Raw genomic sequence first — 23,862 nt, forward strand, 5'->3', positions numbered from 1 at the left:
GCAACAGTGGATCATTGTCGCGCGTAGGACGGAGGAAATTCGCCCCCGCCGCGGGCGGTGAACGGGACAGCCGTAGGAGCGTCAGCATAGCGCCGGCCGCAGGACGGGACGCGGGACCGACTGTCCCCGTCCGCGGTGGTCCGCATGTTTTGCGTCGAAGCCGACCGGCCGAGATCGCGCGCATTTCCGGCTCTCGACAGTCCGACCGCTGATCGGCGACGATGCGATAGGATTGTCCAACCCAGTGGCGAGTTGGCCCGGACGAAATCGATGAGGTCTTGCATCCCTTCACCCCTCAATTGCGTGGCAGCTTGTGAATTTCCAGCCTGACAGGCCCTCCCCTGTCACAACTTGTGCAGAAGAGCGCTCGCTCGACCGAACTGAACAGAGCGCCTTTTCCATAGCGTTCGATAAGCCCGGCAGGCTTTACCGTTGCATGGTGTGAACAGGATCTGCACCAGGCCCGCAACACATGCCACTCGCGAAGATCTCCGAGCGCCACATCGAGCCCTGCGTGAACGCTGCCGTCGATGATGGTCTGTGGCGGGATTTTCACCTCGCCCGGTGTCAGAATTTTCTCCATCACGTGCCGACTGTTGTAGTGGATCAGCAACATGCCCGGCCGCCGCCGGATGGCGGCTTGCCAGGCTGCCTGGCTCACCGTTGAATCGGTAGAACGCGAAATGGTTTCTGACAAAGCCTGCTCGTCGCGATCCCAGACCTCGATCCGAAAATTGTCTTCCGCTGTTTTTGCCATAGCTTCGCCGGCCAGCGCGATTGACGCCGAGCCATGGTCCTTTGCTGCTCAAGATCACGCTGAAATAAGGAACATATTCCTCTCTCGTCAAGGGCGCGCTTGACTCGGTGTTCTCTTTTTGTTCACAATTGGCAGGATTAGGCCATAGGAGGCGAACCATGGAACTTCGCTTGAACATTGAAGACGCCACACCCCAAGAGCTCGAACGCGGCATCGCGGCAGCCGAAGCGGTGTTTGCACGCGCCGGCATTACGGCCTTGCAGGGCGCGGAAGGACTGTTCGCCTTGGAAGGCTGGGACATCAAGGGTTTTCCGGAAGACGATCAGCCAACCGAGGACAAAGACCAAGCTGCGGCAATCTGGATGGAAGCCGACGAGGCTGCAGCGACGGCATGTTGTGCGGGCTGGCCGGCGGAAAAAGTTCCGCACCATCAGGTCATGGAACTGATCAATGTCCCCCGCACAAAGTTGCAAGCCGAGGCGGTTCCAGACACCTGGCCAGAGCGCCAGCAGCTCTATCCTGACGTCGTCAAGCGGTTGGAAATCACGACCGGGCCGGACCGCCAGATCGATTTCGATATTGCCTTCGTTCTGGGTTGGGTTCCCGAGCGGCCGACGCTGGATCGGGTTGAGCCGCTGTCGGAAGATGGAGACCGCATCCCCTTCTTCACCAGCGACCTTGCCCAGGTCGAAGAGATGGCTCGCAAGGCGCTCAAGGACTGGACAATCGAGATCGACCGAGATCCCTGTGATGCCCACGTTTTCAACCCGGCGGCCAGCGATGACGGTGATGAGTTGCGCATGGCGGCATCGCGTGATTTCGACGGTTCCTTGCATATGGAGAAGCCGCCGGCAAATCCTGCAATCGCGCTGACGCTGGCAATGATGTGCGGCCAGTCTATGCATTTCGAATAGTGGTCAAACGCAGTCGAGGCTCACCAACGCCATCGGTCATCGACCGCGACTGGCCACACCAGGTTGCGCTGCCGGATGACCTCTGCACCGACCGGAACTTCACCATGATCGCGAAGTTCTGCCAGGAACGAGGGCTTAAGCACCAGACGCGGCATGTGCAGGCGATATGGCCGAACGGCAAATATGAAACCTATCGGCTCCATTGCTTCAGCGATGCGGCATCAGCAAAGTCGTTCATTGACCACTTCGAGGGGCTGATGTTCGATCCAAGGCGGGATCGGGAGAATGGAAACGTGCGGGGCGTCTGGCGCCGGACGGGTGAATACACACCGGTTCTCGATCTCGGTCCGCTCAGCGTACCAGAGATCTTGCGCAGCTAAGTCACGAGCTTTCGGGGCGAACAGTCTCGACCGAGAGCGATCCGGCCGGAAGCGGCCGCAACAGCTCAGCCTCAGGCTTTGTCAAATTGATCCAGGCCGCCCAGCTCTCCGGCTGAAGGACCACGACCTGACGATTGTGATATGGCGCGACGTCCGGTCCGGGATCGGTCGTCAGCATGGTGAAGGTGGGTGGCTTGTTGCCGACAGCTTCACGCCAAAGCCCCGCGACGGCCATGAACGGAGAGCCGTTGAGTGTGAAGCGATGTTTCGCCTTCGGATATTTGGCGCCGGTGAATTCGAAGAATGCGGAGGCAGGAACCAGGCAGCGGTTGCTGTTTCCGAATTGCCGACCCTCGGAGCGGAAGTTGAACACAGGCCCGCCTTTTGGTCCTGTCGGCGGAAATCCGAACGTCATCGATGCCAGTTCGATCGCGTCCCCGGCGGCGCGCATTATCGGCGCCGGATCCTTGATGCGGACGTCGTCGGCCTGTGGCAAATCGAGTTCGGTTTGGTGGGCCGGGATCTTAAGCGCCAGCGACGCCATGATCCGGCAATATTCGGCCCAAGCGACATGCTGCTCGTAATCATTGCACATGCAGAGCTCCAGACCTGGGCGACCTCTGTTGATATTACGGCAAGCGAGCACGCCATGGAAAGTGGCGGGTGCTCAACCTCAAGGGTTCCGCTCAACCAGAATATCCGCCTCCTTTGCGGCCTCAACAAAGGCCTTCCGAGCGTCGCGGGGTCTCTTTGATCCCCTCGAGAACGCCGAGGCAGGCTTTTCGTGCAGCGACATGTTTTTGCCTGTCATCGCCGGCCATCTGTTGAACAAGATATCCGCTGCCTGGACTACCCGGTCCACGGTGTAGACAGTGTTCCGCGACCGGCCAAGCGCCACTCGCACAGGCTTTTCAAACCGCTGGTCCTGCAAACAACCCTCCCAAATGCGAACGCGACTCAATTCGCGACGAAGCTATAGGTTCCTAGTGCAGAGCGAGCCGAAGCATCGGGGCATGGCGGCTTTACCGTTCGGCAACCTAGCTTCCGTAGTGCTTCCGCGCAAAAGGGCGCGGGGAACACTCATCCTAGATTCGCTAAAAGTGTTATATTGAAAACTGGCGCACCCGACAGGATTCGAACCTGTGACCTCTGCCTTCGGAGTTAAGGCATTCCAACAAATCAGAAAACGCGCGCTTTGGTAGGGACCTCGGCGCCCCGCCGACTGAAAACCAGCCAACCCAACCCGCATGCCAGGGCGACGTTGATCAGTGCCAGGCCGGCAAGTGTCGCCAGCGTGCCGTAAGCGCCGAAGCGCTCCAGAAGCAAAGCGCCGATGGACGGTGCTGCCGCCTGGGCAATCAGGCTCGGCATGGCGAGGCGTCCCATCAGCTTGGCGTAGTCATCTGAGCCGAACATCGCCAGCGGTAGCGTTCCCCGCGCGATCGATTCCAGGCCGATGCCAGCGCCGTAGAATGCAAGTGCCAACGGGACGATCGGCATACCAAGCCAGAGCGCCGAAACGCCAATCGCGACGAAAGTCACCGACGCGAACTTCGTCCAGATCGGGTGATGAAAACGTGCGATCACCGCCAGCGAATAAAACAGCAGCGGCCAGCGCTGCCTTCCCGCCAATGATGCGGGCGCGCGGTCAGCCACCGGCCCTTCCGCCTTAAAGGCCAGCCACGCCGCGCCGTGCATGACAAGCATGGCAAGCGAAACAAGGCCGCAATAGAACGCCACCGGATTGAGCAGGCCAAACAGGGTACCCTCGTAGAACGGCCGCAGGTCGGTGGAGAAATGGAACGGCACGCCTCTCAGGGCATTGCCCACCGCCACGCCAAAGACGAGCGCCGGCACGGCGCCGCCGATGAACAGCGCCCAGTCCCAGTTCGAACGCCAGCGGGCGTCTTCCCGCTTGGAACGGTACTTGAAGGCAACCGGTCGCAGGATCATCGCGAACAGAACCAGGAACATCGCGAGGTAGAAGCCCGATCGACGAAGGGCAGCAATGCCCCGACACCAATGTCAAAGCCGTCGGTGACCGCGAAGCCAATCAAAAGGACGCCAAGCAGCATCCACCACACAATTGGCAGCGTTTCATAGTTGAAGGGAAAATCGATCATCGTCATTCTTCCTTGCAGGGGCTTATTGGGCGATCCGTGTGCGATCGCCAACGGGAGGCGCGATATCCGCGCCGACAGCCGGACCTTTTGCTATCGCCTGCAGCATCAACCGCACCTCGATCACGGCCAGCACGCCGTAGACGACGATGAAGCCGAGGATGGTGATCAGGAGGTTAGGGATGCCGAGCTCGGACGACGCGTCCAACGGAGGCAGCCAATTCCGAGGAGCCCACCCTCGGCAGGACGCTCCGCGTCGCGCACGGGCTGGCCGCTCCCGGCTTTCTTTCCACCCTTGCATTGCAGGCAGCGCGCGCTGTGCTGCGGCTTGCCTTCATCGGCATCGGCCTGGCGGCCATGTTCGTGGGCGGGATGATCTCTGGCCGAGTCAACTGGCCGCTGCTCCGCGCGGCCTTGGCGAGCCTGATCCCTCGGCTCGGTCATCGGCCTGGTGGCCGACCGCGCTGTCGCCAATACGGAACCAGGCTTTGCCGACCTTCAGCTCTGGCAAAGCCTGTTCATCCTCATGATCGCGCCGGAGTATTTTGTCCCGTTCCGCCATTACGCCGAGCAGTATCACGCCAAGGCGGAGGGCTTCGCCGCCGCGACCGCGCTCGACACGCTTGTGCTGGCAGGTCGTCCGCAATCCCCGGCTTTCGAAGCCGCCAAAGCCACCCGCGCCCTGACCGATGCGACATCGCTCTGCCAGGGACCGGACCGGTGGCCATCACCGGATCGAGCGGATCGGGCAAATCCACCCTGCTGCGCCACCTCGCCGGGATCGGCTTCGCGCCTCGGTGCAACGGAGCATTGCTGGCATTGTCTCACCTCCGGTTCATCCCAGGTTTCAGGAGAGACCCAAGAAAACATCCGATCCCCACAAACTAAGTGCTCCGTCGGAGCTTCGGCATTGATTTGCGTCAAAGTGGCGATGCGCAATTGTGCCATGCTGAACAAATGAAAACAGGGCTGGCCCAACTTCGCACCTTACTTTCCGTGATCGTCCTGATCGCGGGCGGCGTCGTTGCGGTGGCTGGCTTCGCCGGGCAGGGTTCGGTCTTGGGCGCCGACATCCGGCCCGTTGCCGACGTTGCAGCCCGTTCCACCGGTGGCTCGAGCCAAGTGACAAGTGATGTCGCAGCAACTGCCCAGCATCACCCCGATGGCTGTTGCGAGCACCCTGACTGTACGTACTCGTCCGCATCGGGCTGTTGTGCTGCTTATATTTTTGCGGCCGGCGAATGTGCGGTCGTCAATTGCGCACCAAGCACCACCCGTTTCGTAGCGGGCAAGGTGTTCCTGGCAACGGGCATTGACCCCGAGGCGCTCCTGCAACCTCCCCAGATCTTCGTCTGAGAATTGCGCATCGCGGCTGTTGAGCTCGGCGCCACTCGTCAGGGTCGATTCAGCGAGAATCCGCGAAACCAAACCGGTATCGGCGATCCGGTCTGCCTTTTCGCACCCAATTCCTAATTTGCCTGTCCGTTTCACATCGACGACAAGGAAACAGTCATGAAAACCCACCTTCGCTTGATCACGCTTGCCGCATTCGTAACCCTGTCGGGCGCGGCTTCTGCACAGACAGATCCGCACCATCCGGCGGCTGACGCACCACAAGCTACGACAACGGCGCCGGCTGCGGAGGCGATGCCGGGCAGCTCACCCGAGCAGTGCGCGGCGATGATGTCCACGATGCAAAATATGATGCCGATGATGCAACAGATGATGCCGATGATGGAGAAAATGGCTCCCATGATGCAGCAGATGATGCCGATGATGCAGCAGATGATGCAAGGCGGCACAATGCAGGGCGGCGGCATGATGCAAGGCGGCGGCATGACAAACATGCCGATGGACGCTGCCAACATGTCCGAGTCCTCCAAGGCCTATATGGATGCCATGAAGCGAATGGACGGGCCGATGATGCAGGGCGTCCAGGCCGGCGATTCCGATGTCGCTTTCGTCCAGGCGATGATCCCACACCACCAAGGGGCTATCGATATGGCCCGTGCTGTCCTGCAATTCGGCAAAGATGATCAGGTCAAAGTCTGGGCCAATCAGATTGTCACGGCTCAGCAGTCTGAGATCGCCGCCATGCAGGGATGGCTCAAGCAACACGCGAAGTGACAGGAGGAAGACATGGACAAACTCAGCGTCCTGTCCGTCGGCATTGCGCTTGGCATGACGTCGGCCCTGACGAGCATGCTCTGCGCTTTGGCCGTCGCCATCTGGCCGGACGCAGCGCTCAATTTCTTCGGCGCCATCATGCACGGGCTCGACCTCAGCGCGGTCAGATCCACGGCGCCGATGAGCCCCTTCCGCGTCCTCTACGGCGTCCTCGGACTTGGCATCGTCGGGCTGCTGGCGGGTGTCGTTTACGCCTCAATCTACAATGTCGTCGCCACGGGGCGGCGGTAAAGCAAGCCGAGGTTCAGCCCATGAAAGCCACCGCCAATCCACGGACGACGTCGTCCGTCACCCTTGCTCTGGCGGGGATGATCATCGCCGGGATCGGACTGTATTTTATCACACTCAGGCCACCACTGCTGCCCGAGGATGTCCGCTATATGAATCTCTCGGCCGCCGAGCTCGAAGCGATCGGTCCACGTCTTGCGTTGTGGCTGACACAGATCTTCAGGGTGCTCGGTGGTTACGCCCTCGCCACCGGCGTTCTTCTGATTGCGCTGGCGCTCACCGCGTTCCGCGCACGCGATCCGGTCGCGGTGGCCGGCGCCGTGGTCGGAGGAGCGTCGTCCATCGGTTTGATGTCGGTCGTGAACTTCGTGATTGGCTCCGACTTCAGGTGGCCACTGTTTGCCTGCGCGATGGTCTGGGCCGTGAGCCTCATCGCGTATGGGCTCGAAAGCTCCGGCAATGACAACCGCTGACGAATAAGGAACCCGTCCCATGAATACCAATAACGTGCACCGCATGTCCGATCCCCCGACCGGGTCCGAACCAGAACCGGAGGCCGAGGCAGGTGGATTTTGGACTTCGAAGACCGGCCTGGTCACGATCGCTTTCCTGCTGCTCGCCGCGTTTTTCCTTCTCACTGAGCACCGGGCTCATACCTTCGGTGTCCTTCCGTTTCTGCTGCTGCTCGCCTGTCCTCTGCTTCACGTTTTCATGCATGGCGGCCACGGCCGCCCCGGGGGCCATGGGAGCCACCAGGGGCATGCTCAGCACCAGGAAACTGAACCGGGCGGGCAAGACGGCACCACCCACCATAAAGGAGCATGACGATGGTCGAGCAATCTCCAGCCTACGGCCTCTGGGGCCTGGTCATAGTCAATTCGGCGGTTTTCATTCTGTTCGCATTCAGCTTCTTCAAGCCGCGAACCGGCCGTGACTGGCGCTCCTTCGGTGCATTCAGCGCCTTCCTGGTGGCGTTGTTTGCCGAGATGTATGGCTTTCCCCTGACGATTTACCTGTTCTCGGGGTGGCTGCAATCACGATACCCCGGCATCGACTGGTTCTCGCATGATGCCGGTCACCTCTTGGAAATGATGTTCGGCTGGCGTTTCAATCCGCATTTCGGGCCCTTCCACGTTCTCAGCTTCTTCCTGATCGGCGGCGGTTTCATGCTGATCTCGACCGCGTGGCGAGTGCTTTACGACGCGCAGCGTCACAATCGCCTCGCAACCGGCGGCCCCTATGCCTCCATCCGGCATCCGCAATATGTCGGCTTCGTCCTCGTCATGGCGGGATTCCTCGTGCAATGGCCGACGCTGCTGACGCTGGCGATGTTCCCGATACTGGTCGGCATGTATGTGCGACTTTCCTTGATCGAAGAGCGTGAGGCGAGAAAGGAATTCGGCGACGCATACGACCGCTACGCAGCCCGTGTGCCTGCCTTTTTCCCGCATCTGGCCAAGCTGTTCGGCTCCGGCGGCGAGCGCCGCGCACCCTGAAGGGCGGACCCCATTGGGGCTTCATCCTTGTGTGCTGAACGAAACAACGAAATTCCGAAATCCGAACTAGAAAGCAACGGAACGATCATGAAACGCCGCGATATCCTGAAGGGCGCAGTGGCAGGCGCAGCAGCTTTTGCGATCCCATCGGCCTTGCTCGCCGCAGCCTTCGCCAGCCAGTCAGGCGGCCAGACGCTTGTCATCTCGCGCCGCACGGTCGAGGTGAACGGCAAAGCTGCAAGCGTCTTCGGACTGCGAAGGGTCGACGGCGCGCCTGGCCTGCGTTTGCGGGCGGGCGATGCCTTCAATGTGCTGCTTAGAAACGAGACTGCCGAACCGACCATCATACATTGGCACGGGCTGACGCCGCCCTGGCCGAGCGACGGCGTCGCCGACGCGCCACTGCCGCTCATCGGCGCTCAAGCCGATCGTAGTTTCGATTTTCCGGTCGGGGAGCCCGGCACCTTCTGGATGCACGCCCATACCCTGCAGGAACAATTGTTGCTCGCTGCGCCGCTCATCGTCGCCGACCCCGCCGATGACGCAAAAGACGAGCAGGAGGTTGTTATCCTGCTCCACGATTTCTCGTTCTCATCGCCGGAGGAGTTGCTGGCCGGTCTGCAGAATAAGAATAGCGCCGGCTCCATGCCGATGGCTGGTATGGATATGTCGGGAGCGCAACCCGACGCCATGGCAGGGATGAAGCATGGCGGCATGGTGATGGATATCAACGACATCGAGTATGACGCCTATCTGGCTAACGACCGGTCCCTGAACGACCCCGAGATCGTCCCGGTCGAACAGGGCGGGCGCGTGCGGGTGCGGATCATCAATGGCGCCACGGCGACGGCGTTCACAATTGACTTCGGCGAGCTTGAAGGTGAACTGATCGCTGTCGACGGCCAGCCCGTCGAACCGGTCAGGGGCCGGCGGTTTCCAATGACGATGGGCCAGCGTATCGACGTGCGCGCGCGGTTGCCGCGCGACCTCACCTCCTCCTTTCCGATCCTGGCGCTGCGCGAGGGAAGCAAGGAACGGACCGGAATTGTCCTGCGTCCGGCAGGGGCGGCGGTGGCCAAGCTCGGGACGGTGGCTGATGTCGACGCTCCGGTTTTGGACCTGGCGCTCGAGGCACAACTTCGGGCGATCGCGCCACTTGCATCACGCCCTGCCGACAAGACGTTCGAAATGGCGCTGAACGGCGACATGGCCGCCTATCGCTGGGGTCTCGAAACCAGCGCGCCCATCCTCGTGGACAAGGGCGATCGCGTCGAGATCACGCTGCGCAACGACACCATGATGGCTCACCCGATGCACCTTCACGGCCATCATTTCCAGGTGGTCGCGATTGACGGGCAGCGTTTCCGGGGCGCAGTTCGCGACACCGTGCTGGTGCCGCCGATGCACTCGATCACCATTGCCGTCGATGCCGTCAATCCCGGCAAATGGGCATTCCACTGTCACCATCTCTACCACATGGCGAGCGGCATGATGTCGACCTTTGCCTACCGAAGCTGAGACACCGCAGGCGGTGCGATTGCTGCCACGAACGGGCGGCACGGAGAAGAATGATGAAAAAGGTCAATCTGGAAGTGCGCGACCTTGTCGGCATGATGGATTTCGCGGCGGTCGAAAAACGTCTCGCGGCGTTGCCGGGCGTTGCCAGTGTCGCCATGAACGCGGGATCGACAACCGCGAGCGTCGAATTTGACGAGGGGCAGACGAGCCCGGAAGCCCTTGCGATGGAAATCAAGGCCTGCGGCTTCCATTGCCGTGGCGAGGTCGTGCCGCGGCATGTGTGCATTCCCGATAGCACGACGATACCGCCGGGGCGTCCGCGCGCGACCTCTGAGCACGCCGGGCACGACCACGCCCAGCACGATCATGGGGGGCACGCCGCCATGATCGAGCCGGTTCCGGTGGGCAAGAGGACGGCTGCGGCCATTCCGCACGACGCCATGGCTCATGAGATGGGACACGGTGCCGGCATGGACATGCGGGGCATGGTCAAGGACATGCGCAACCGGTTCTTCATCAGCCTGGTCTTCGCGCTGCCGATTTTCGCCATGGAGCCGATGGGCCTGGGCGAGCCCTGGCTGCGCCCGCCTTTCGGGCTAAGTGAAGACGTCTCGATGTTTTTCCTCGCCAGCGCCGCGATCCTTTATCCGGTCTGGCCTTTCCTGGTCGCCGCCTGGCGAGCCTTGCGCAACGGCGTCCTCAACATGGCCGTGCTGGTGGTGCTGAGCGTGGGCACCGGCTACATGTTCAGCGTCGGCGCAACCTTCTTCTTCGAGGGGCAGCAATTCTACGAGGCCGCGAGCGTGCTGCTCGTGTTCATCCTGCTCGGCCATTGGCTGGAGATGCGCGCCCGCGCCGGGGCCTCGGCCGCGATCAGGGCATTGCTCGACCTTGCTCCACCCAAGGCCTCCATCTTCCGCGATGGCAAGGAGGTCGAGGTTGCGACCGCAGACGTCGTGCTCGGCGACATCGTGGTCCTGCGGCCCGGCAACAAGCTTCCCGTCGACGGCGAGGTGATCGAGGGCTCCTCGACCATCGACGAATCGATGCTGACCGGCGAGTCGATGCCGGTCACCAAGAAGGTCGGGGACAAGGTCATCGGGGCGACCATCAACAAGAGCGGGACACTGCGCTATCGCTCAACCAAGGTGGGTGCCGACACCGCCCTTGCCCAGATCGTCAAGCTGGTCCAGGAGGCTCAGAATTCAAAAGCGCCGGCGCAGTTGCTCGCCGATCGTGCCTCGCAGTGGCTGGTGCTCGCCGCGATCGTCATCGGGCTTGTGACCTTCGCCGTCTGGTTCTGGTGGCTCGGCCAGCCTCTGCTGTTCGCGATGACCCTGACCATCACTGTTTTCGTCATCGCCTGTCCCGACGCACTCGGCCTCGCCACACCCATGGCGGTCATGGTCGGCACCGGCCTTGGTGCCGCAAACGGGATTCTGTTCAAGAACGCAGCCGCCCTGGAGGAGGCGACCAAGCTCAATCTGATCGTCTTCGACAAAACCGGCACGCTCACCATGGGGCAGCCGAAGGTGGTCGAAATCGTGCCGGCCGCCGGCGTTTCACCCGACGAGGTTCTGCAAGTCGCTGCCGCCGTGGATCAGGGGTCGGATCATCCGTTGGCTGTCGCCATCGTCGAGCGGGCCAAAGACCAGAAGCTTCCTAAGGTTTCGGACTTTCTGAACATCGAGGGCAAGGGCGCCAGCGCCGCCATCGGTGGAACTCCGGTTTTCCTCGGCAACCGGCGCCTCATGGATGAGCAGAAGATCGATCTTCTGGCACTCGGCAACAAGGCCGAAACGCTCAAGGGCGAAGGCCGCACCGTCATCCACGTGGCACGCTCTGGCAAGCTGCTCGGGCTCATTGCAATCGCCGATATGCCGCGCCCGACGGCCATCGCAACGATTGCCAAATTGCACGAGCAGGGCGTGCGCGTCGCCATGCTCACCGGCGACAACGCCGGCACAGCCAAACGCATCGCCGACGCACTCGGCATAGACATTGTCCTGGCCGACGTCCTGCCTGGGCAGAAGGCAGAAAAGATCAGGGACCTGCAAGGCCAAGGCCTGAAGGTCGGCATGGTCGGCGATGGCGTCAACGACGCGCCAGCCCTGACGCAAGCCGACGTCGGGTTTGCGATCGGTGCAGGCACCGATGTCGCCATTGAAAGCGCCGATATCGTGCTGATGAAGAGCGATCCCTACGATGTGGTCGGGGCGATGACGCTCTCGCGCGCCACGCTGCGCAAGATGCACCAGAACCTGTGGTGGGCGGTCGGATACAATCTCATCGCTTTCCCGATCGCGGCGGGCGTGTTCTACCCGTTCCTGCTGAGCCCCGAGCTAGCGGCGCTGGCAATGTCGGGCAGTTCGGCTCTCGTGGCCATCAACGCCCTGCTGCTCAAGCGAACCAGGCTCGAAGGCATTCGACCTGCCGCAGGATCGATGACCGAAGGCGTCGCTCATCAGCACCCTACGGGCGCACAGGCATGAGCGTGTCAATGCAGGCTCGCCTGCCGACGTCGAGATGGGCCGTGGGCGCACTTCTTGCCTCGGCCTTTGTTGTTGCGCTCGGTTACGGTATCGTCTTGCCGGTCCTGCCGATGATGGTCGAGCGGCTTGCCGGTTCCACGGACCCGACATTCAATGCGCGGCAGATTGGCTTCTTGACCGCTGCCTATGTCGCCGCGCCGGTGGTCGCCGCTTTCCTCTGGGGGAAGTGGTCGGATTTGATCGGGCGCAGACCTGTCCTCGCCGTCGGTCTGATCGGCTTTGCCATAACCCTGGCCGCTTCGGCGCTGGCCCCAAGTCTGCTCATTCTTTATGTCGGGCGAATATTGAATGGCGGCTTCGCGGCTGCCGTGGGGCCAACGGCTCTTGCGTTCATTGCCGACACCGAAGGCAAGGACGATCGCCGCACAAGAGCGTTCGGCTGGATGAGCATGGCATCGATCGCAGGCTTCCTGGTTGGACCCACGCTCGGCGGGCTCGTGGCGAAACTGAAACTTGACTTGGGCGTGACGGCTGTCCCGCCGCAGACCGTTCCCTTCCTTCTTGCGTCCAGCCTCGCTGTAGCGGCAGCTCTTGGCGTGTGGTCTGTGCTGCCTGGAAACCTGGTGCCCGGCCCCCGAGTTGAGGCGAGCAAGCCCGGATCATCAATGTTCGTATCTGGAGAGATACGGCTGCTCGCTCTTGCCGCCGTGGCCGCGGCAGGACTTGGTGCATTCGAGGTCGGGCTCACCCTGCGAAACGTCGAACTCGCAATGGGTCCCGCCGCGCTCGGCCTCATGTTCGCGACATGCAGCGTTGTGATGTTTGCAGTCCAGGGCCTGGTCTTTTCGCCGTTCGTCAAACCGGCAGCGACGAGGCTGCTTGTGACGCCTGCCTTCCTGGTGATGGCGATCGGTTTGGCGGTTATGCCGTCACTTGTCGGGCTCACGGAAATGCTGTTTGCGGTTTCCGTTGTTTCGGCTTCAGCCGGCGTGATCAGCCCGCTGCTCGCCTATTGGGTGTCGCGCATCAGCGCACGCAGCCAAGGTATGGAACTCGGCATCCAGTCGGCAGCGGTCAACCTCGGGCTGTCAGTGGGCTCCGCGGCCGCCGGCCTCTTGTTTGGTTTCCACCGTCTGGAAGGCACCGCCTTCCTCGTCGCTGCCGCGGGCATGGGTCTCGCCGCAATCGCAAGCCTGAAACTGCCGCAACCACCGCCGCTGGAGCAGCCGGCATGAGTGACGCCCACGGCCCGTTACGCCTCGTCCGAGCGGGTATCGACACCTATCAGCAACCTGTCGTCTACATGCATCGCGATTGTCACGTCTGCCGGTCGGAAGGTTTCACCGCTCTTACCCGGGTTCTGGCGCGTAGCGGCGACCGCGAGGTGGTCGCCACGCTCAACGTGGTTGTCGACGATCATCTCGAACTGGATGTCGCCGCGCTGTCGGAGGCGGCCTGGACGATTCTCCAACCAACCGCGGACGCATTCGCCGTATTCAGTCACCCAGAGCCCCCCGTTTCGACACCGGCATTGCGGGCGAAGGTCTTCGGCCGGCGGCTCGGTGAGGCGGACTTTCTCGCCCTCATGCGCGACACCGTCAGCAACCGGCTGTCAGATATCGAACTGACGGCATTCATTACGGCATGCGCTGGCGAGCGGCTGGACGAAGGGGAAACACTTGCCCTCACCAAAGCGATGCTTGCGGTTGGAAATCGCATCGATTGGGGCAGCGGCGCAATATTGGACAAGCATTGCGTTGGCGGCCTTCCCGGAAATCGCACCACGCCCATCGTTGTCGCCATCGTCGCTGCCGCTGGTCACCGCATCCCAAAGACGTCCTCGCGCGCCATCACCTCCCCTGCCGGCACAGCCGACGCCATGGAGGTCATGGCGCCGGTGGCGCTGGACCTCGAAGCCATGCGAAGCGTGGTCGAGCGCGAAGGGGGCTGCATTGTCTGGGGCGGAAGTGTCCGGCTCAGTCCAGCCGATGACATTCTGATCCGCGTCGAGCGCCCGCTCGACTTCGACAGCGACGGGCAGATGGTCGCAAGTGTGCTTTCGAAGAAGGTCGCCGCCGGCTCGACCCACGTGTTGATCGACATTCCGATCGGACCGACCGCCAAGGTGCGTTCTTCTGCCGCCGCCGCGTTACTTGAGGCAAGGCTCATTGCAACAGCGCAAGCCCTTGGCCTTAACCTGTCAGTGCTACGCACCGACGGGCTGCAGCCCGTCGGCTACGGCATCGGTCCGGCTCTTGAGGCGCGAGACGTGTTAAACGTCCTGCGCAACGACGCGGCAGCGCCCCGCGATCTCCGCAGCCGTGCGCTCGACATTGCTGGCGTCTTGCTTGATGCCGCACCCGGGGCAGTGCCGGGAAAAGGGCGGGCCGTGGCATCCACGTTGCTCGACAGTGGCGCTGCGCTTGGCAAGTTTCTGGCGATCTGCGAGGCACAGGGCGGTTTTACCGCGCCTGGAGTAGCTCCGCATATGCGGCCGGTTCTCGCCAACCGCAACGGTCAGATTCAGGGGATCGACAATCGTAGGCTTGCAAAGATCGCCAAGCTCGCCGGCGCTCCAGGCAGCGCTACGGCTGGAATTGATTCAAGGGTTCGGATTGGCGACAGCATCCGGGCCGGTGAGCCGCTGTTTCACGTCCATGCACGGTCACCGGGGGAACTGGACTACGCATTGGACTATGCCTCGGCTCATTCGGGTATATTCGAGATCGGGGGCGGACAATGACCCGCATGCTGCTTCCTTTCCCGTTGCAGCGACCGCTGGCTGACGCGATAGCCCCTTTGCTGGGCGCGCAAACCGGCCGACTCAACTGGCGCCACTTTCCGGATGGCGAATCCTTGGTCACAATCGAGCAGGATTTGCACGGCCTTGATGTGGCGCTCGTCGCCAGTTTGCGCAATCCCGATGCACTCGCCCTGCCGCTGCGGTTCGTCGCCGCGACAGCGCGCGAACTCGGCGCTCGTTCGGTTGGCCTCATTGCGCCTTATCTGGCCTACATGCGCCAGGATAAGCGGTTCAATCCCGGCGAAGCGGTAAGCGCGCCATTGTTCGCACGTTTCCTGGCAGAAAGTTTCGATTGGCTGGTGACAGCAGATCCGCACCTGCACAGGACTCCCGAGCTTTCCCAGCTGTTTCGCATCCCGGCCCGGGCGGTTGCCACGGCTTCACGTATCTCTGACTGGATTCGAGACAACGTCCCGAATGCCGTCCTGATAGGTCCCGACAATGAAAGCGACCAGTGGGTGTCCGAGATCGCCGACCGCGCCGGTGTTGTCTATCAGATCCTGACGAAAACCCGAGGCGGAGACCGCGACGTCGAGGTGAGCCTTCCGTCGATTGATGCCGCTCGCGGCCGAACCCCGGTCATCGTTGATGACATCGCCTCGTCCGGGCGGACGATGATCGAAACCCTGAATCACCTGAGGCGACTTGGTCTGCTTCCCGCAGTCTGCATCGTCATCCATCCCGTGTTCGCTCAAGACGCCTACGAACAGCTATTGGCGGCCGGTGCCGAAAAAGTCGTGAGCACGGACTCCATTCCGCATCCGTCGAATGCGATTTCCATCGCCGGCTTGTTGGCTGAGGGTAGCGCCGAATTCTTCGGGAGCGTTCTTCCAAAAGAGATGCCATAACCACAGCGCTCGCCCGTTTGACAGCCTTTAGTCTCATCCCCCGCCAGCCCGTTGTTCAAACAGCTGGCGTTGATCCCTGATCAAACTCTTGCAACCAACCGCCTTCAAATCCTGCCCGTCGCAGACCGCTTCGGATATACCGGCACGAGCGCATCAACCGCCACAAGAGGCCGTTGCGTTCGTTCTCGATCATCAGGACAACGGGGCCTTCATTGAGGCCGAAGTGCCAAGGCGAAACCCACCATCCAAAGGCGTTGCCGGATGTCCCCGGATGCGTCGGATTAAAGGCCGCCTTGAAGCCATAGGCATTTGCGGCCTTGAGCTTGGCCTGGTGGATGCAGAAGCTGATCGCCGGCCGGACGATTTCGGGAGCAAACGGCAAGGAGGCAGCTACGGCCCACGGAGCGAGCGTGCCATCGTCGGGACCACAGGGCACACCGCGTGCGACATAGCCCTCGAACCGGCGTTCGATGCCGTTCAACTTGAGCGTGGAAGGGCCTGGCCCCTCACTGGCGGTGATGCCCCAGCAGTGTTCGCCATAACCCGCGAATCCACGCGGATTATCGACGGCATAACGCTGCTGGACGAAAGTGGCACGTCGGCTGTTCTCGAAATAGTCGCTTCCCTTGCTGCGCATGAAGGCATCCTGCACGCCGCGAAAATCGATCCATACGTGGGAAAGCTGGTGAATGAACAGCGGTCCGGCATAAAGATATTCGTAGCCGTAACAGTTCTCCCATCGGAACGTCGCGGTCCAGGCAGTGTAGCTGCTCTCGGGCAAGGGGTGGGTCGGCGAACCCAGTCCCAGGACATAGAGCAAGAGCGCCTCGTCATAGCCTTCCCAGCGATACTTCAGGAATCCGTGCTCGGGTGTCCAGCCATGGGTGACGGTTTCTCCCCCGTCCTGCGCCCAGCGCCAATCGGCTCGGTGATAGAGGGCCTCCGCCAAGGTGCGGATCTCGACTTCGGCCTCGCTGTCGGCGTCGAAATACTGCCCTGCAGCCAGCGCGCCCGCCAGCAGGAACGTGCTGTCGACCGTAGACAGCTCGCATTGCCAGGCTCGCCGGCCAGTCCGCATGTCCAGGAAGTGATAGTAGAAGCCGCGATATCCCGTGGCGTCCGGCTCCGGGCCCTGCGGACTGTTCCAGAAGAAGCGCAGCGTTGCCAAGGTGCGTTCCGCGGCCGCGCTTCGCGTCAAGAATCCGCTCTCGACTCCCACCGGATAGCAAGCCAGCGCAAGGCCGGTGGCCGCTATGCTTGCGGGCCAATTCGCTTCGGTCTTGTCCAGAATGAGACCATTGGCAGGGTTCGCTTCATGGATGAAGTAGTCGAATGTCTCCCGCTGCAATATCGCCAGATCATCTTGCATGGCAGAGGTGTTCACCGGATGATCAGTTTCGGGAGGATGCGATCGCATCGCTGTATGCCCTCCCGGACCGCTGTTCATGGATGGGCCAGATACAGGTGATCGAACACACCTTTGACGCCCCTGACGCCTTCGGCAACCACGCGGACAGCGTCCCGCTCACTCTGCGATGAGACCGTACCCGAAAAATGCGCCAGACCATCGCTGACCGTAAGAGTTAACGCGTCTCCTTTGACGCCTGCGTCCTTTTGCAACCGCGTAAGAATGCTGCGCCGGATCGCATCGTCACCTGCCGCAGTATCATCGTGGAATTTCGCCGCGACGATGACGCGCAAGAGATCGGCACGGCTGACAACGCCGACGAGACGCTGTCCTCTCATCACCGGTATGCGCTTGATGCCGTGCTCCTGCATCAGCACAACAATTCGCTCTATCGGGGTTTCCTCGTCCGCCATAACGACGTCCGAAGTCATCAAATCAGCCACTTTCCAGCTGTGGCCCTTCACATAGTCACGCGCTTCACCTGGCGGGAACGCTGGGGCACCGAGTTCCGACCTGCGCAGGAAATCGCCTTCGCTCACAATTCCAACTAGGCGGCCGTCGTCACCGACTACCGGCAGGCCGCTGATGCGATGATCCAGCATGATCCGTGCTGCGTGTCTTACGCTGTGGTCAGGTGAGACCGAAACGACATTTGCAGTCATTACATCCTTCGCTTTCATCTGCCGTCATCCCCAACTTAGTTCGAGTGAGCGGGCGCCGAGCGCCAATTGGTCATATCGTAGCGCAGCCGCCCACGATTTCATTTGAGGCAAATCAATACCGGCTGCGATCCAACCGATCCGGGTGACTTGAATGGTCACTCCCACTACTTGTCGATAGCCGTTCTGGCACACATGATGGCCTTCGGATTCCCGTTTTGACTTGCATCAATGTCGCGCTCACCTCGATGGGCGACTGTGGCATGCGACACGAGAAGTGCCTCGAACATCCGACCCCCCAGCGGCCATGGCTGACAACGTTTTCACTGCAAGAGCGCTGACCAAGACCTACACGTCAGGTGGGACGCAAGTGCTTGCATTGCGTAAGCTGGACCTTGAGATTTCAGCAGGGGAGATGGTCGTTCTGCTTGGCCCGTCGGGCAGCGGGAAGTCGACCCTGCTGAATATCATGGGCGGCCTTGACCATGCCACGAGCGGCCAGTTGTTCTTCAGGGATCAGGAACTGACCAATCTCGACGATCGCGAGCTGACCGCCTATCGACGGCAACACGTCGGGTTCGTTTTCCAGTTCTACAACCTGATTCCCAGCCTGACGGCATATGAAAACGTCGCCTTGGTCACGGAGATTGCTGATCATCCGATGCGCCCGGAGGAGGCTTTGGCGCTGGTTGGACTTGAACCGAGGATGCACCATTTCCCGGCTCAGCTGTCCGGTGGCGAGCAGCAGCGCGTGGCCATTGCCCGCGCGATCGCCAAGCGCCCGGATGTGTTGCTCTGCGACGAGCCAACCGGCGCTCTCGACTCCAAGACAGGTATTCGGGTGATCGAGGCACTGCTCGGCATCAACACGCAGCTTGGCACCACGACACTTATCATCACGCATAACGCCAGCATTCAGGATGTCGCCGACCGCGTGCTGTTCTTCGCCGACGGCCAGATCTCCAGAATTGCCAAGAACGAGGTGCGCCGGACTGCCGCCGAGCTTGTCTGGTGATCCGGATGCGCGCTCTGGATATGAAGCTTCTTCGCGACTTCGGCCGGCTCTGGGCGCAGGCGTTGGCGATTGCACTCGTCATTGCCGGAGGCGTGGCGACGCTCATCCTCGCGGTCGGATCCTACCGATCCCTCGACGAGACCCGCACCGCATATTACGAACGCTACCGGTTTGCTGACGTCTTTGCCACGGTGAGCCGAGCGCCGAGGACGCTCGTCGACCAGATTGCCGAGATTCCTGGCGTCGCTTCGGTCGACGCGCGAATAGCCAAGCTCGTGCTGCTTGACATACCGGACTATCTGGAACCGGCCACGGGCGAAGTCATTTCCCTGCCGCAGAGCGGCGACGCTTCGCTCAACCGCCTCTATATGCGCGTTGGCCGCATGCCGGAGCCTGGACGCGCCGAAGAGGTCGTCGTGAACGAAGGCTTTGCCTTGTCCCACGGCTTTCAGCCCGGGGCGCGCTTCTCGGCAATATTGAACGGCCGAAAGCGCGAATTGACGATTGTCGGGATCGCGCTGTCCCCTGAGTTTATCTACGCGGTCGGCCCAGGCGATATCATGCCGGACGACCGCCGCTTCGGCCTCATCTGGATGTCGGAAAAAGCGCTCGCCAGCGCCTATGACCTCGATGATGCGTTGTCGTCCGTTTCGTTGAAGCTCCTGCGGGGCGCGTCCGAGAGCGAAGTCATCATGCGCCTCGACGCGATACTCGAGCGCTACGGTGGGCGGGCGGCCTATGGCCGGAAGGACCAGACCTCGCATGCCTGGCTGAACCACGAACTCGACATGCTCAACAACATGAGCCGGACGCTGCCACCGATTTTCCTTCTGGTGTCGGCATTTCTGGTCAATCTCACGCTCAGCCGGCTCGTTGCTCTGGAACGCGAGCAGATCGGGCTCATGAAGGCGCTGGGATACAGCAACGCGAGCATCGTCACGCACTACCTCAAATTCGTCATCATCATCGTGATGATCGGCATTGTGATCGGCAGTGCGGCGGGCACCTGGCTGGGCATGCGCATCACCAGTCTGTTCGGCGACTTTTTCCATTTTCCGTTCCTCGTCTTCACCAAGAGCCCGGACCTCTACGTCGTTGCCGCTGCGCTCAGCCTCATCGCTGCAATCATCGGGGCGGTGCGCGCGCTTCGCGAGGTCGTACGATTGGCGCCCGCCGTCGCGATGCAGGCGCCGGCGCCTCCGCACTATCGGCAACTGCTGCCGGCGGGCTTCGCAGTCGATAGGTTCATGTCGCAACCGACCACGATGATGTTGCGCAACATCACTCGCCATCCAGTCAGATCGTTGTTCACATCGCTTGGAATTGCACTGGCGACAGCGATCCTCATTGTTTCACTTTTCACCGGCGACGCGATGGAGCAGCTCATCGACGTGACCTATTTCCTGGCCGACCGTCAGGACGCCACCGTGAGTTTCGTGGAAAAGCGCCCGCGGGACGTCGTCCTGCAGATCGCGCGGCTTCCGGGCGTTCTCGCCGCCGAGCCTTACCGCGAGGTGCCTGTCCTCATCAGGAACGGAAACGTCGAGCGCCGCATCATGATCAGCGGCAGGCCGCGTGACGCCGATCTCAACCGCATCATCGACGTCGACTTGCGCCCTGTCGTCCTGCCGGAAGCGGGCCTGGCGATTTCGAGCATGCTTGCCAGTATCCTCGGAGTGAGGGTCGGCGATTCCGTCGAGGTCGATTTGCTCGAAGGGACGCGGCGGACTGTTGTTGTCCCTGTGGCGGCGCTGGTCGAAGATTACTTCGGCATCCGCGGGATGATGGATTCAGAGACGCTCGCGCGCCTGATACGCGAAGCGCCGTCACTAAACAGCATCAATGTCAGTTTGGACCAGAACAGCCGGGAGGCTTTCTATGCGGCTGTCAAGGACATGCCGATTGTCGGTGGTCTGGCGCTGCAGCGTGTATCGCTTGCGAATTTCCGCAAACTGGTTGCCTTGCTGATCACGACAATGGCGAGCATCTACACCGGGCTGGCTGCTGTCATCGCGTTTGGTGTCGTCTACAACAGCGCCCGCATCTCGCTTTCCGAACGGGCGCGGGAGCTGGCCAGCCTGCGCGTCCTCGGCTTCACCCGGGGAGAAGTGCTGCGCATCCTCCTCCTTGAACTCACTCTGCTCACATTGATCGCACAGCCACCCGGATGGCTCATTGGCTATGGCCTCGCCTGGATCATGCAGAAGAACCTGGCCGGCGAATTGATGCGGGTGCGCCTGATCGTCGAGCAATCCACTTACGTCTTCGCCAGTTCGATCGTGATCGCCGCCGCCGCCCTTTCTGCCCTCCTCGTTCGCCTTCGGCTCAACGAGCTGGACCTTATCGCCGTTCTCAAGACGCGGGATTGAACCATGCAAACGATCTGGATGAAGCGAACGTTGGGCATTGCGGCCTTGGTGGCGTTGGCCACGGGCGCCGTCTGGTTCGCATGGCCGCGGCCGGTTGCAGTGGATCTGGCAACGCTGACGAAAGGTCCCATGGAGGTCACGATCGACGACGAAGCAAAAACGCACGTGCGTCACGTCTATACAGTCTCGGCCCCGATCACCGGCAAGGTCCTGCGAATATCTCCACCCCGCCACATCGGAGACCAGGTCACCAAGGACGAAACGGTCATGGCGGTGATGCAACCAATGCTGCCAAGCTTTCACGATGCGCGCACCCACGAGGAACTGCGGTCGGCGCTGGCTGCGGCCGATGCAACGGTAAACCTTGCTGAGGCCGAGATGCGTCGGATCGAGGCTGCGCTTGCATTTTCGCGAACGGAGCTTGGGCGAGCCGAAGCGCTCGCGCGGACCGAGGCGATCTCTCTTAAAGCCCTCGACGGAGCCAGGTTCGACGTCGAAACCAATGAAGCAGCGCTGGCCAGTGCGAAGGCTCAGCTGGAGGTCCGCCGAAACGAACGTGACAGCGTTGCAGCGCGACTTGGCGAACAGTCGGGCAGCGCGCCGGAGCCGGATCCGGCCTGCTGCATCCAGTTGCGCGCTCCCGTGACAGGCAGCGTGCTGATGATCATCCAGGAGAGCGAAGGAGTCGTCCAGGCCGGTGCGCCGCTGATCGAAATCGGCGATCCACTCGATCTCGAAATCGTCGCGGATCTGCTGTCGACCGATGCTGTCCGGATCAAGCCTGGCGCACCCGTCATGATTGACAACTGGGGTGGACCGCCCCTCCAGGGCCGCGTCTCCCGAGTCGATCCGGCCGGTTTCACCAAGGTTTCCGCACTTGGCATCGAGGAACAACGCGTCCGCACGACCATAGACCTCACCGACCCTCCCGCGAAATGGTCGCAGCTGGGACATGACTATCGGGTGATCGTGCATGTCACGATTTGGAAAGCCGATGACATCCTGGCCGTGCCGGTGGGCGCCCTGTTCCGACTAGGGGACGACTGGGCGGTGTTCGCGGTCAGGGATGGCCATGCACGGGCGACCATCATCAAGATCGGCCAGCGAAACAGTCGGACGGCAGAGGTTCTGTCAGGCCTTGTCGCAGGCGATCGCGTGGTGCTGCACCCGAGTGACAGAGTCATTGACGGCGTGTCCGTAGCGGAGCGTGATTTACAATCAGGCGGAAATGCGGTGCAACTCTAAGTCTCCTTCGCAGCAAGTTTCACACCATCCACGGCGTTATTCTAAAGCCCTGCAGAAAAAGGGGCTGTGCGTGTTCTGGTTCGGCGAGAGTTGGGGGTGCGGTCAGCGGCTTAGAGCAATTCCAGGAAAAGTGTGAGCGGTTTTCCGTCCGGAATTGCGTGAAAACAAGGAGTTAGAGCGGTCCTTCCCGGGCCGTTGTGGACGCGGAAGATCGAAAGACGAGCATCTCCGCGGCCACAGCTCTTTCTTCATCCGCTGGAATGACAAGGACATCGACGCGGGAAGTCGCATTGCTGACCACCTCCTCGCCTTCTCGGTTTCGCTCCTCGTCGAGACCGACTCCAAGCCAGGCAGCGGCAACGCAAATCCTCTCCCGGATCAACGGCGCGTTTTCTCCGATGCCGGCCGTGAACACCAGCGTGTCCAGTCCTCTCATGGCAGCGGCCAGCGATCCTATCTCACGTCCGATTCGATAAACGAATAGATCGACAGCCTCGGCGGCGGCGGGATCCTCTGAGGCGATCAGTGTTCGCATATCACCCGATATTCCAGACACTCCAAGCAGTCCGGATTGCTCGTAGAGAAGCGTGACCAATCCTTCTGCAGACATCCGCCGTTCCTGCAGCAAGTGAAGGATGACGCCTGGGTCGAGCGCGCCGCAACGCGTGCTCATCACCAGGCCGTCGAGCGTCGAAAACCCCATCGTCGTGGCGACGCTTTGTCCGGCGTGCATAGCGCATAGGCTGGCGCCGCTGCCGAGATGGGCGACGATGGCCCGACCGCCGGCCCGTGCGCCATATCGGCCACGCAGCTTCGCAGCGATGTGGCTGTAGGACAGCCCATGAAAGCCGTAGGAAACGATGCCCGTCTCAGTCATCGCGCGCGGCAGCCCGTAGATTTTGGCGAGCTCCGGCCGGGCTGAATGAAACGCCGTGTCAAAGCACCCTATCTGGAGAGCCTGCGGCAAGAGTTTCGTGGCCAGCGCGACAATCTCGAGATTGATCCGTTGATGGATAGGCGCCATCGGCTCGAGCAGGCGCAGTGCTTTGAGCGTGCGTTCGTCAAGCAGCGTCGCTCCGGTGAAGTCACGCCCACCGTGAACGATCCTGTGCCCTACTTTGTTGATGCGGTGCAGAAGATCGTTTTCGGCGAGCACGGATGCAACCGCGGCGAACGCCTTACCCATATCGATCGGTGCTTCGCCCAGGCTCCTGTCGATCTTGGACCCGCCGGCCGCGGGCTCGACACGCAGCCGCGGTTGTTGACCGAGAGAGGAGACATTGCCGCGCAGCAGCAGCGGGAGTTCTTCAAGTCGCTCGAAGACGGCGAACTTCAGGCTCGAAGAACCGCCGTTCAGAACAAGGATCGCATCCGTCATCAAGCTATCCGATGTGTTGCCGCCCCTATGCGCTTGCGAACGAGG

The 23,862-nt window shown here is 61.6% G+C and carries 24 protein-coding genes and 1 pseudogene; 16 read left to right on the forward strand and 9 right to left on the reverse strand.

The features are described from left to right. Positions 1-295 precede the first annotated feature (295 nt). A complete protein-coding gene (locus tag EOA16_RS17305) occupies positions 296-757 on the reverse strand; it encodes a hypothetical protein (RefSeq protein ID WP_127259353.1) in 462 nt (153 codons plus the stop codon). A 158-nt stretch (positions 758-915) separates the two neighbouring features. On the opposite strand from EOA16_RS17305, the gene EOA16_RS17310 reads away from it, so the two are divergent. Together EOA16_RS17310 and EOA16_RS17315 are read left to right on the forward strand one after the other, a co-directional pair. Then, a complete protein-coding gene (locus EOA16_RS17310) occupies positions 916-1,671 on the forward strand; it encodes a hypothetical protein (RefSeq protein WP_127259354.1) in 756 nt (251 codons plus the stop codon). A gap of 104 nt (positions 1,672-1,775) precedes the next feature. Beyond that, positions 1,776-2,051, forward strand: coding sequence for a hypothetical protein (locus EOA16_RS17315; protein ID WP_127259355.1), 276 nt, complete (start codon positions 1,776-1,778; stop codon positions 2,049-2,051). A gap of 1 nt (position 2,052) precedes the next feature. On the opposite strand, the gene EOA16_RS17320 is transcribed toward EOA16_RS17315, so the two are convergent. The 4 genes and pseudogenes from EOA16_RS17320 to EOA16_RS17340 all read right to left on the reverse strand — a co-directional run bounded on the left by EOA16_RS17320 (position 2,053) and on the right by EOA16_RS17340 (position 4,379). Continuing rightward, positions 2,053-2,646 carry an SOS response-associated peptidase gene (locus EOA16_RS17320; protein ID WP_127259356.1) on the reverse strand — a complete coding sequence of 198 codons (594 nt, stop codon included), beginning with the start codon at positions 2,644-2,646 and terminating at the stop codon, positions 2,053-2,055. Positions 2,647-3,230: 584 nt separating this feature from the next. Next, positions 3,231-3,467, reverse strand: coding sequence for a hypothetical protein (locus tag EOA16_RS33650; RefSeq protein ID WP_127259358.1), 237 nt, complete (start codon positions 3,465-3,467; stop codon positions 3,231-3,233). A 178-nt stretch (positions 3,468-3,645) separates the two neighbouring features. Further along, positions 3,646-4,174 (reverse strand): annotated as a pseudogene (gene cydB, locus EOA16_RS33655) (cytochrome d ubiquinol oxidase subunit II); the annotation flags it as partial. Positions 4,175-4,196: 22 nt separating this feature from the next. After that, the gene (locus EOA16_RS17340) at positions 4,197-4,379 is read right to left on the reverse strand and encodes a hypothetical protein (RefSeq protein WP_206517343.1); all 183 of its coding nucleotides are present in this window, start codon (positions 4,377-4,379) and stop codon (positions 4,197-4,199) included. Between the two features lie 243 nt (positions 4,380-4,622). Here EOA16_RS17340 and EOA16_RS32705 point away from each other — a divergent pair, with 243 nt between their 5' ends. Further along, positions 4,623-5,132 (forward strand): hypothetical protein, encoded by a 510-nt coding sequence (locus tag EOA16_RS32705; RefSeq protein WP_164754296.1) that lies wholly within the window; start codon positions 4,623-4,625, stop codon positions 5,130-5,132. Between the two features lie 26 nt (positions 5,133-5,158). Here the strand turns inward: EOA16_RS32705 and EOA16_RS17350 are convergent, their stop codons facing one another. Next, positions 5,159-5,695 (reverse strand): hypothetical protein, encoded by a 537-nt coding sequence (locus EOA16_RS17350; RefSeq protein WP_127259359.1) that lies wholly within the window; start codon positions 5,693-5,695, stop codon positions 5,159-5,161. Here EOA16_RS17350 and EOA16_RS17355 point away from each other — a divergent pair. From EOA16_RS17355 to EOA16_RS17400, 10 genes are all read left to right on the forward strand, one after another. Beyond that, the gene (locus tag EOA16_RS17355; protein WP_127259360.1) at positions 5,684-6,298 is read left to right on the forward strand and encodes a DUF305 domain-containing protein; all 615 of its coding nucleotides are present in this window, start codon (positions 5,684-5,686) and stop codon (positions 6,296-6,298) included. The two genes, EOA16_RS17350 and EOA16_RS17355, sit on opposite strands and share 12 nt — an antisense overlap. A gap of 12 nt (positions 6,299-6,310) precedes the next feature. Beyond that, on the forward strand, positions 6,311-6,589 hold the full coding sequence (locus EOA16_RS17360) for a DUF5676 family membrane protein (RefSeq protein ID WP_127259361.1): 279 nt from the start codon (positions 6,311-6,313) through the stop codon (positions 6,587-6,589). A gap of 20 nt (positions 6,590-6,609) precedes the next feature. Then, positions 6,610-7,059, forward strand: a complete 450-nt coding sequence (locus EOA16_RS17365; protein WP_127259362.1) for a hypothetical protein — start codon at positions 6,610-6,612, stop codon at positions 7,057-7,059. 19 nt (positions 7,060-7,078) lie between these two features. Beyond that, positions 7,079-7,411, forward strand: coding sequence for a DUF2933 domain-containing protein (locus EOA16_RS17370; protein ID WP_127259363.1), 333 nt, complete (start codon positions 7,079-7,081; stop codon positions 7,409-7,411). A gap of 2 nt (positions 7,412-7,413) precedes the next feature. Beyond that, positions 7,414-8,082, forward strand: a complete 669-nt coding sequence (locus EOA16_RS17375) for an isoprenylcysteine carboxylmethyltransferase family protein (protein WP_127259364.1) — start codon at positions 7,414-7,416, stop codon at positions 8,080-8,082. 87 nt (positions 8,083-8,169) lie between these two features. Beyond that, entirely contained in the window at positions 8,170-9,600 is a 1,431-nt protein-coding gene (locus tag EOA16_RS17380) for a multicopper oxidase family protein (RefSeq protein ID WP_127259365.1), read from the forward strand. A gap of 53 nt (positions 9,601-9,653) precedes the next feature. Further along, on the forward strand, positions 9,654-12,092 hold the full coding sequence (locus EOA16_RS17385) for a heavy metal translocating P-type ATPase (protein ID WP_127259366.1): 2,439 nt from the start codon (positions 9,654-9,656) through the stop codon (positions 12,090-12,092). 8 nt (positions 12,093-12,100) lie between these two features. Continuing rightward, positions 12,101-13,327, forward strand: a complete 1,227-nt coding sequence (locus EOA16_RS17390) for an MFS transporter (RefSeq protein ID WP_281035881.1) — start codon at positions 12,101-12,103, stop codon at positions 13,325-13,327. Beyond that, a complete protein-coding gene (locus tag EOA16_RS17395; protein WP_127259368.1) occupies positions 13,324-14,835 on the forward strand; it encodes a thymidine phosphorylase family protein in 1,512 nt (503 codons plus the stop codon). The genes EOA16_RS17390 and EOA16_RS17395 overlap by 4 nt, the downstream gene beginning before the upstream one ends. Further along, positions 14,832-15,743, forward strand: a complete 912-nt coding sequence (locus EOA16_RS17400) for a ribose-phosphate diphosphokinase (RefSeq protein WP_127259369.1) — start codon at positions 14,832-14,834, stop codon at positions 15,741-15,743. The genes EOA16_RS17395 and EOA16_RS17400 overlap by 4 nt, the downstream gene beginning before the upstream one ends. 55 nt (positions 15,744-15,798) lie before the next feature. On the opposite strand, the gene EOA16_RS17405 is transcribed toward EOA16_RS17400, so the two are convergent. Beyond that, on the reverse strand, positions 15,799-17,112 hold the full coding sequence (locus EOA16_RS17405; protein ID WP_245455961.1) for a glucoamylase family protein: 1,314 nt from the start codon (positions 17,110-17,112) through the stop codon (positions 15,799-15,801). Between the two features lie 74 nt (positions 17,113-17,186). Then, positions 17,187-17,831, reverse strand: a complete 645-nt coding sequence (locus EOA16_RS17410; RefSeq protein ID WP_127259371.1) for a CBS domain-containing protein — start codon at positions 17,829-17,831, stop codon at positions 17,187-17,189. Positions 17,832-18,117: 286 nt separating this feature from the next. On the opposite strand from EOA16_RS17410, the gene EOA16_RS17415 reads away from it, so the two are divergent. The 3 genes from EOA16_RS17415 to EOA16_RS17425 are packed head-to-tail and all read left to right on the forward strand — an operon-like array spanning position 18,118 to position 22,439. Beyond that, positions 18,118-18,825 (forward strand): ABC transporter ATP-binding protein, encoded by a 708-nt coding sequence (locus EOA16_RS17415; RefSeq protein ID WP_127259372.1) that lies wholly within the window; start codon positions 18,118-18,120, stop codon positions 18,823-18,825. Between the two features lie 5 nt (positions 18,826-18,830). After that, positions 18,831-21,194, forward strand: coding sequence for an FtsX-like permease family protein (locus EOA16_RS17420; RefSeq protein ID WP_127259373.1), 2,364 nt, complete (start codon positions 18,831-18,833; stop codon positions 21,192-21,194). 3 nt (positions 21,195-21,197) lie between these two features. Continuing rightward, positions 21,198-22,439 carry an HlyD family efflux transporter periplasmic adaptor subunit gene (locus EOA16_RS17425; RefSeq protein ID WP_127259374.1) on the forward strand — a complete coding sequence of 414 codons (1,242 nt, stop codon included), beginning with the start codon at positions 21,198-21,200 and terminating at the stop codon, positions 22,437-22,439. Positions 22,440-22,611: 172 nt separating this feature from the next. On the opposite strand, the gene EOA16_RS17430 is transcribed toward EOA16_RS17425, so the two are convergent. Then, the gene (locus EOA16_RS17430) at positions 22,612-23,817 is read right to left on the reverse strand and encodes an acetate/propionate family kinase (protein ID WP_127259375.1); all 1,206 of its coding nucleotides are present in this window, start codon (positions 23,815-23,817) and stop codon (positions 22,612-22,614) included. Positions 23,818-23,862 lie beyond the last annotated feature (45 nt).

This window comes from Mesorhizobium sp. M7A.F.Ca.US.008.03.1.1 (assembly GCF_003997495.1).
GTDB lineage: Bacteria > Pseudomonadota > Alphaproteobacteria > Rhizobiales > Rhizobiaceae > Mesorhizobium.

Coding starts and splice junctions, on each gene's coding strand:
- EOA16_RS17305 (WP_127259353.1), bottom strand. CDS start 757: ATGGCAAAAACAGCGGAAGACAATTTTCGGATCGAGGTCTGGGATCGC.
- EOA16_RS17310 (WP_127259354.1), top strand. CDS start 916: ATGGAACTTCGCTTGAACATTGAAGACGCCACACCCCAAGAGCTCGAA.
- EOA16_RS17315 (WP_127259355.1), top strand. CDS start 1,776: ATGATCGCGAAGTTCTGCCAGGAACGAGGGCTTAAGCACCAGACGCGG.
- EOA16_RS17320 (WP_127259356.1), bottom strand. CDS start 2,646: ATGTGCAATGATTACGAGCAGCATGTCGCTTGGGCCGAATATTGCCGG.
- EOA16_RS33650 (WP_127259358.1), bottom strand. CDS start 3,467: ATGTTCGGCTCAGATGACTACGCCAAGCTGATGGGACGCCTCGCCATG.
- EOA16_RS17355 (WP_127259360.1), top strand. CDS start 5,684: ATGAAAACCCACCTTCGCTTGATCACGCTTGCCGCATTCGTAACCCTG.
- EOA16_RS17360 (WP_127259361.1), top strand. CDS start 6,311: ATGGACAAACTCAGCGTCCTGTCCGTCGGCATTGCGCTTGGCATGACG.
- EOA16_RS17365 (WP_127259362.1), top strand. CDS start 6,610: ATGAAAGCCACCGCCAATCCACGGACGACGTCGTCCGTCACCCTTGCT.
- EOA16_RS17370 (WP_127259363.1), top strand. CDS start 7,079: ATGAATACCAATAACGTGCACCGCATGTCCGATCCCCCGACCGGGTCC.
- EOA16_RS17375 (WP_127259364.1), top strand. CDS start 7,414: ATGGTCGAGCAATCTCCAGCCTACGGCCTCTGGGGCCTGGTCATAGTC.
- EOA16_RS17380 (WP_127259365.1), top strand. CDS start 8,170: ATGAAACGCCGCGATATCCTGAAGGGCGCAGTGGCAGGCGCAGCAGCT.
- EOA16_RS17385 (WP_127259366.1), top strand. CDS start 9,654: ATGAAAAAGGTCAATCTGGAAGTGCGCGACCTTGTCGGCATGATGGAT.
- EOA16_RS17390 (WP_281035881.1), top strand. CDS start 12,101: ATGCAGGCTCGCCTGCCGACGTCGAGATGGGCCGTGGGCGCACTTCTT.
- EOA16_RS17395 (WP_127259368.1), top strand. CDS start 13,324: ATGAGTGACGCCCACGGCCCGTTACGCCTCGTCCGAGCGGGTATCGAC.
- EOA16_RS17400 (WP_127259369.1), top strand. CDS start 14,832: ATGACCCGCATGCTGCTTCCTTTCCCGTTGCAGCGACCGCTGGCTGAC.
- EOA16_RS17405 (WP_245455961.1), bottom strand. CDS start 17,112: ATGCAAGATGATCTGGCGATATTGCAGCGGGAGACATTCGACTACTTC.
- EOA16_RS17410 (WP_127259371.1), bottom strand. CDS start 17,831: ATGAAAGCGAAGGATGTAATGACTGCAAATGTCGTTTCGGTCTCACCT.
- EOA16_RS17415 (WP_127259372.1), top strand. CDS start 18,118: ATGGCTGACAACGTTTTCACTGCAAGAGCGCTGACCAAGACCTACACG.
- EOA16_RS17420 (WP_127259373.1), top strand. CDS start 18,831: ATGCGCGCTCTGGATATGAAGCTTCTTCGCGACTTCGGCCGGCTCTGG.
- EOA16_RS17425 (WP_127259374.1), top strand. CDS start 21,198: ATGCAAACGATCTGGATGAAGCGAACGTTGGGCATTGCGGCCTTGGTG.
- EOA16_RS17430 (WP_127259375.1), bottom strand. CDS start 23,817: ATGACGGATGCGATCCTTGTTCTGAACGGCGGTTCTTCGAGCCTGAAG.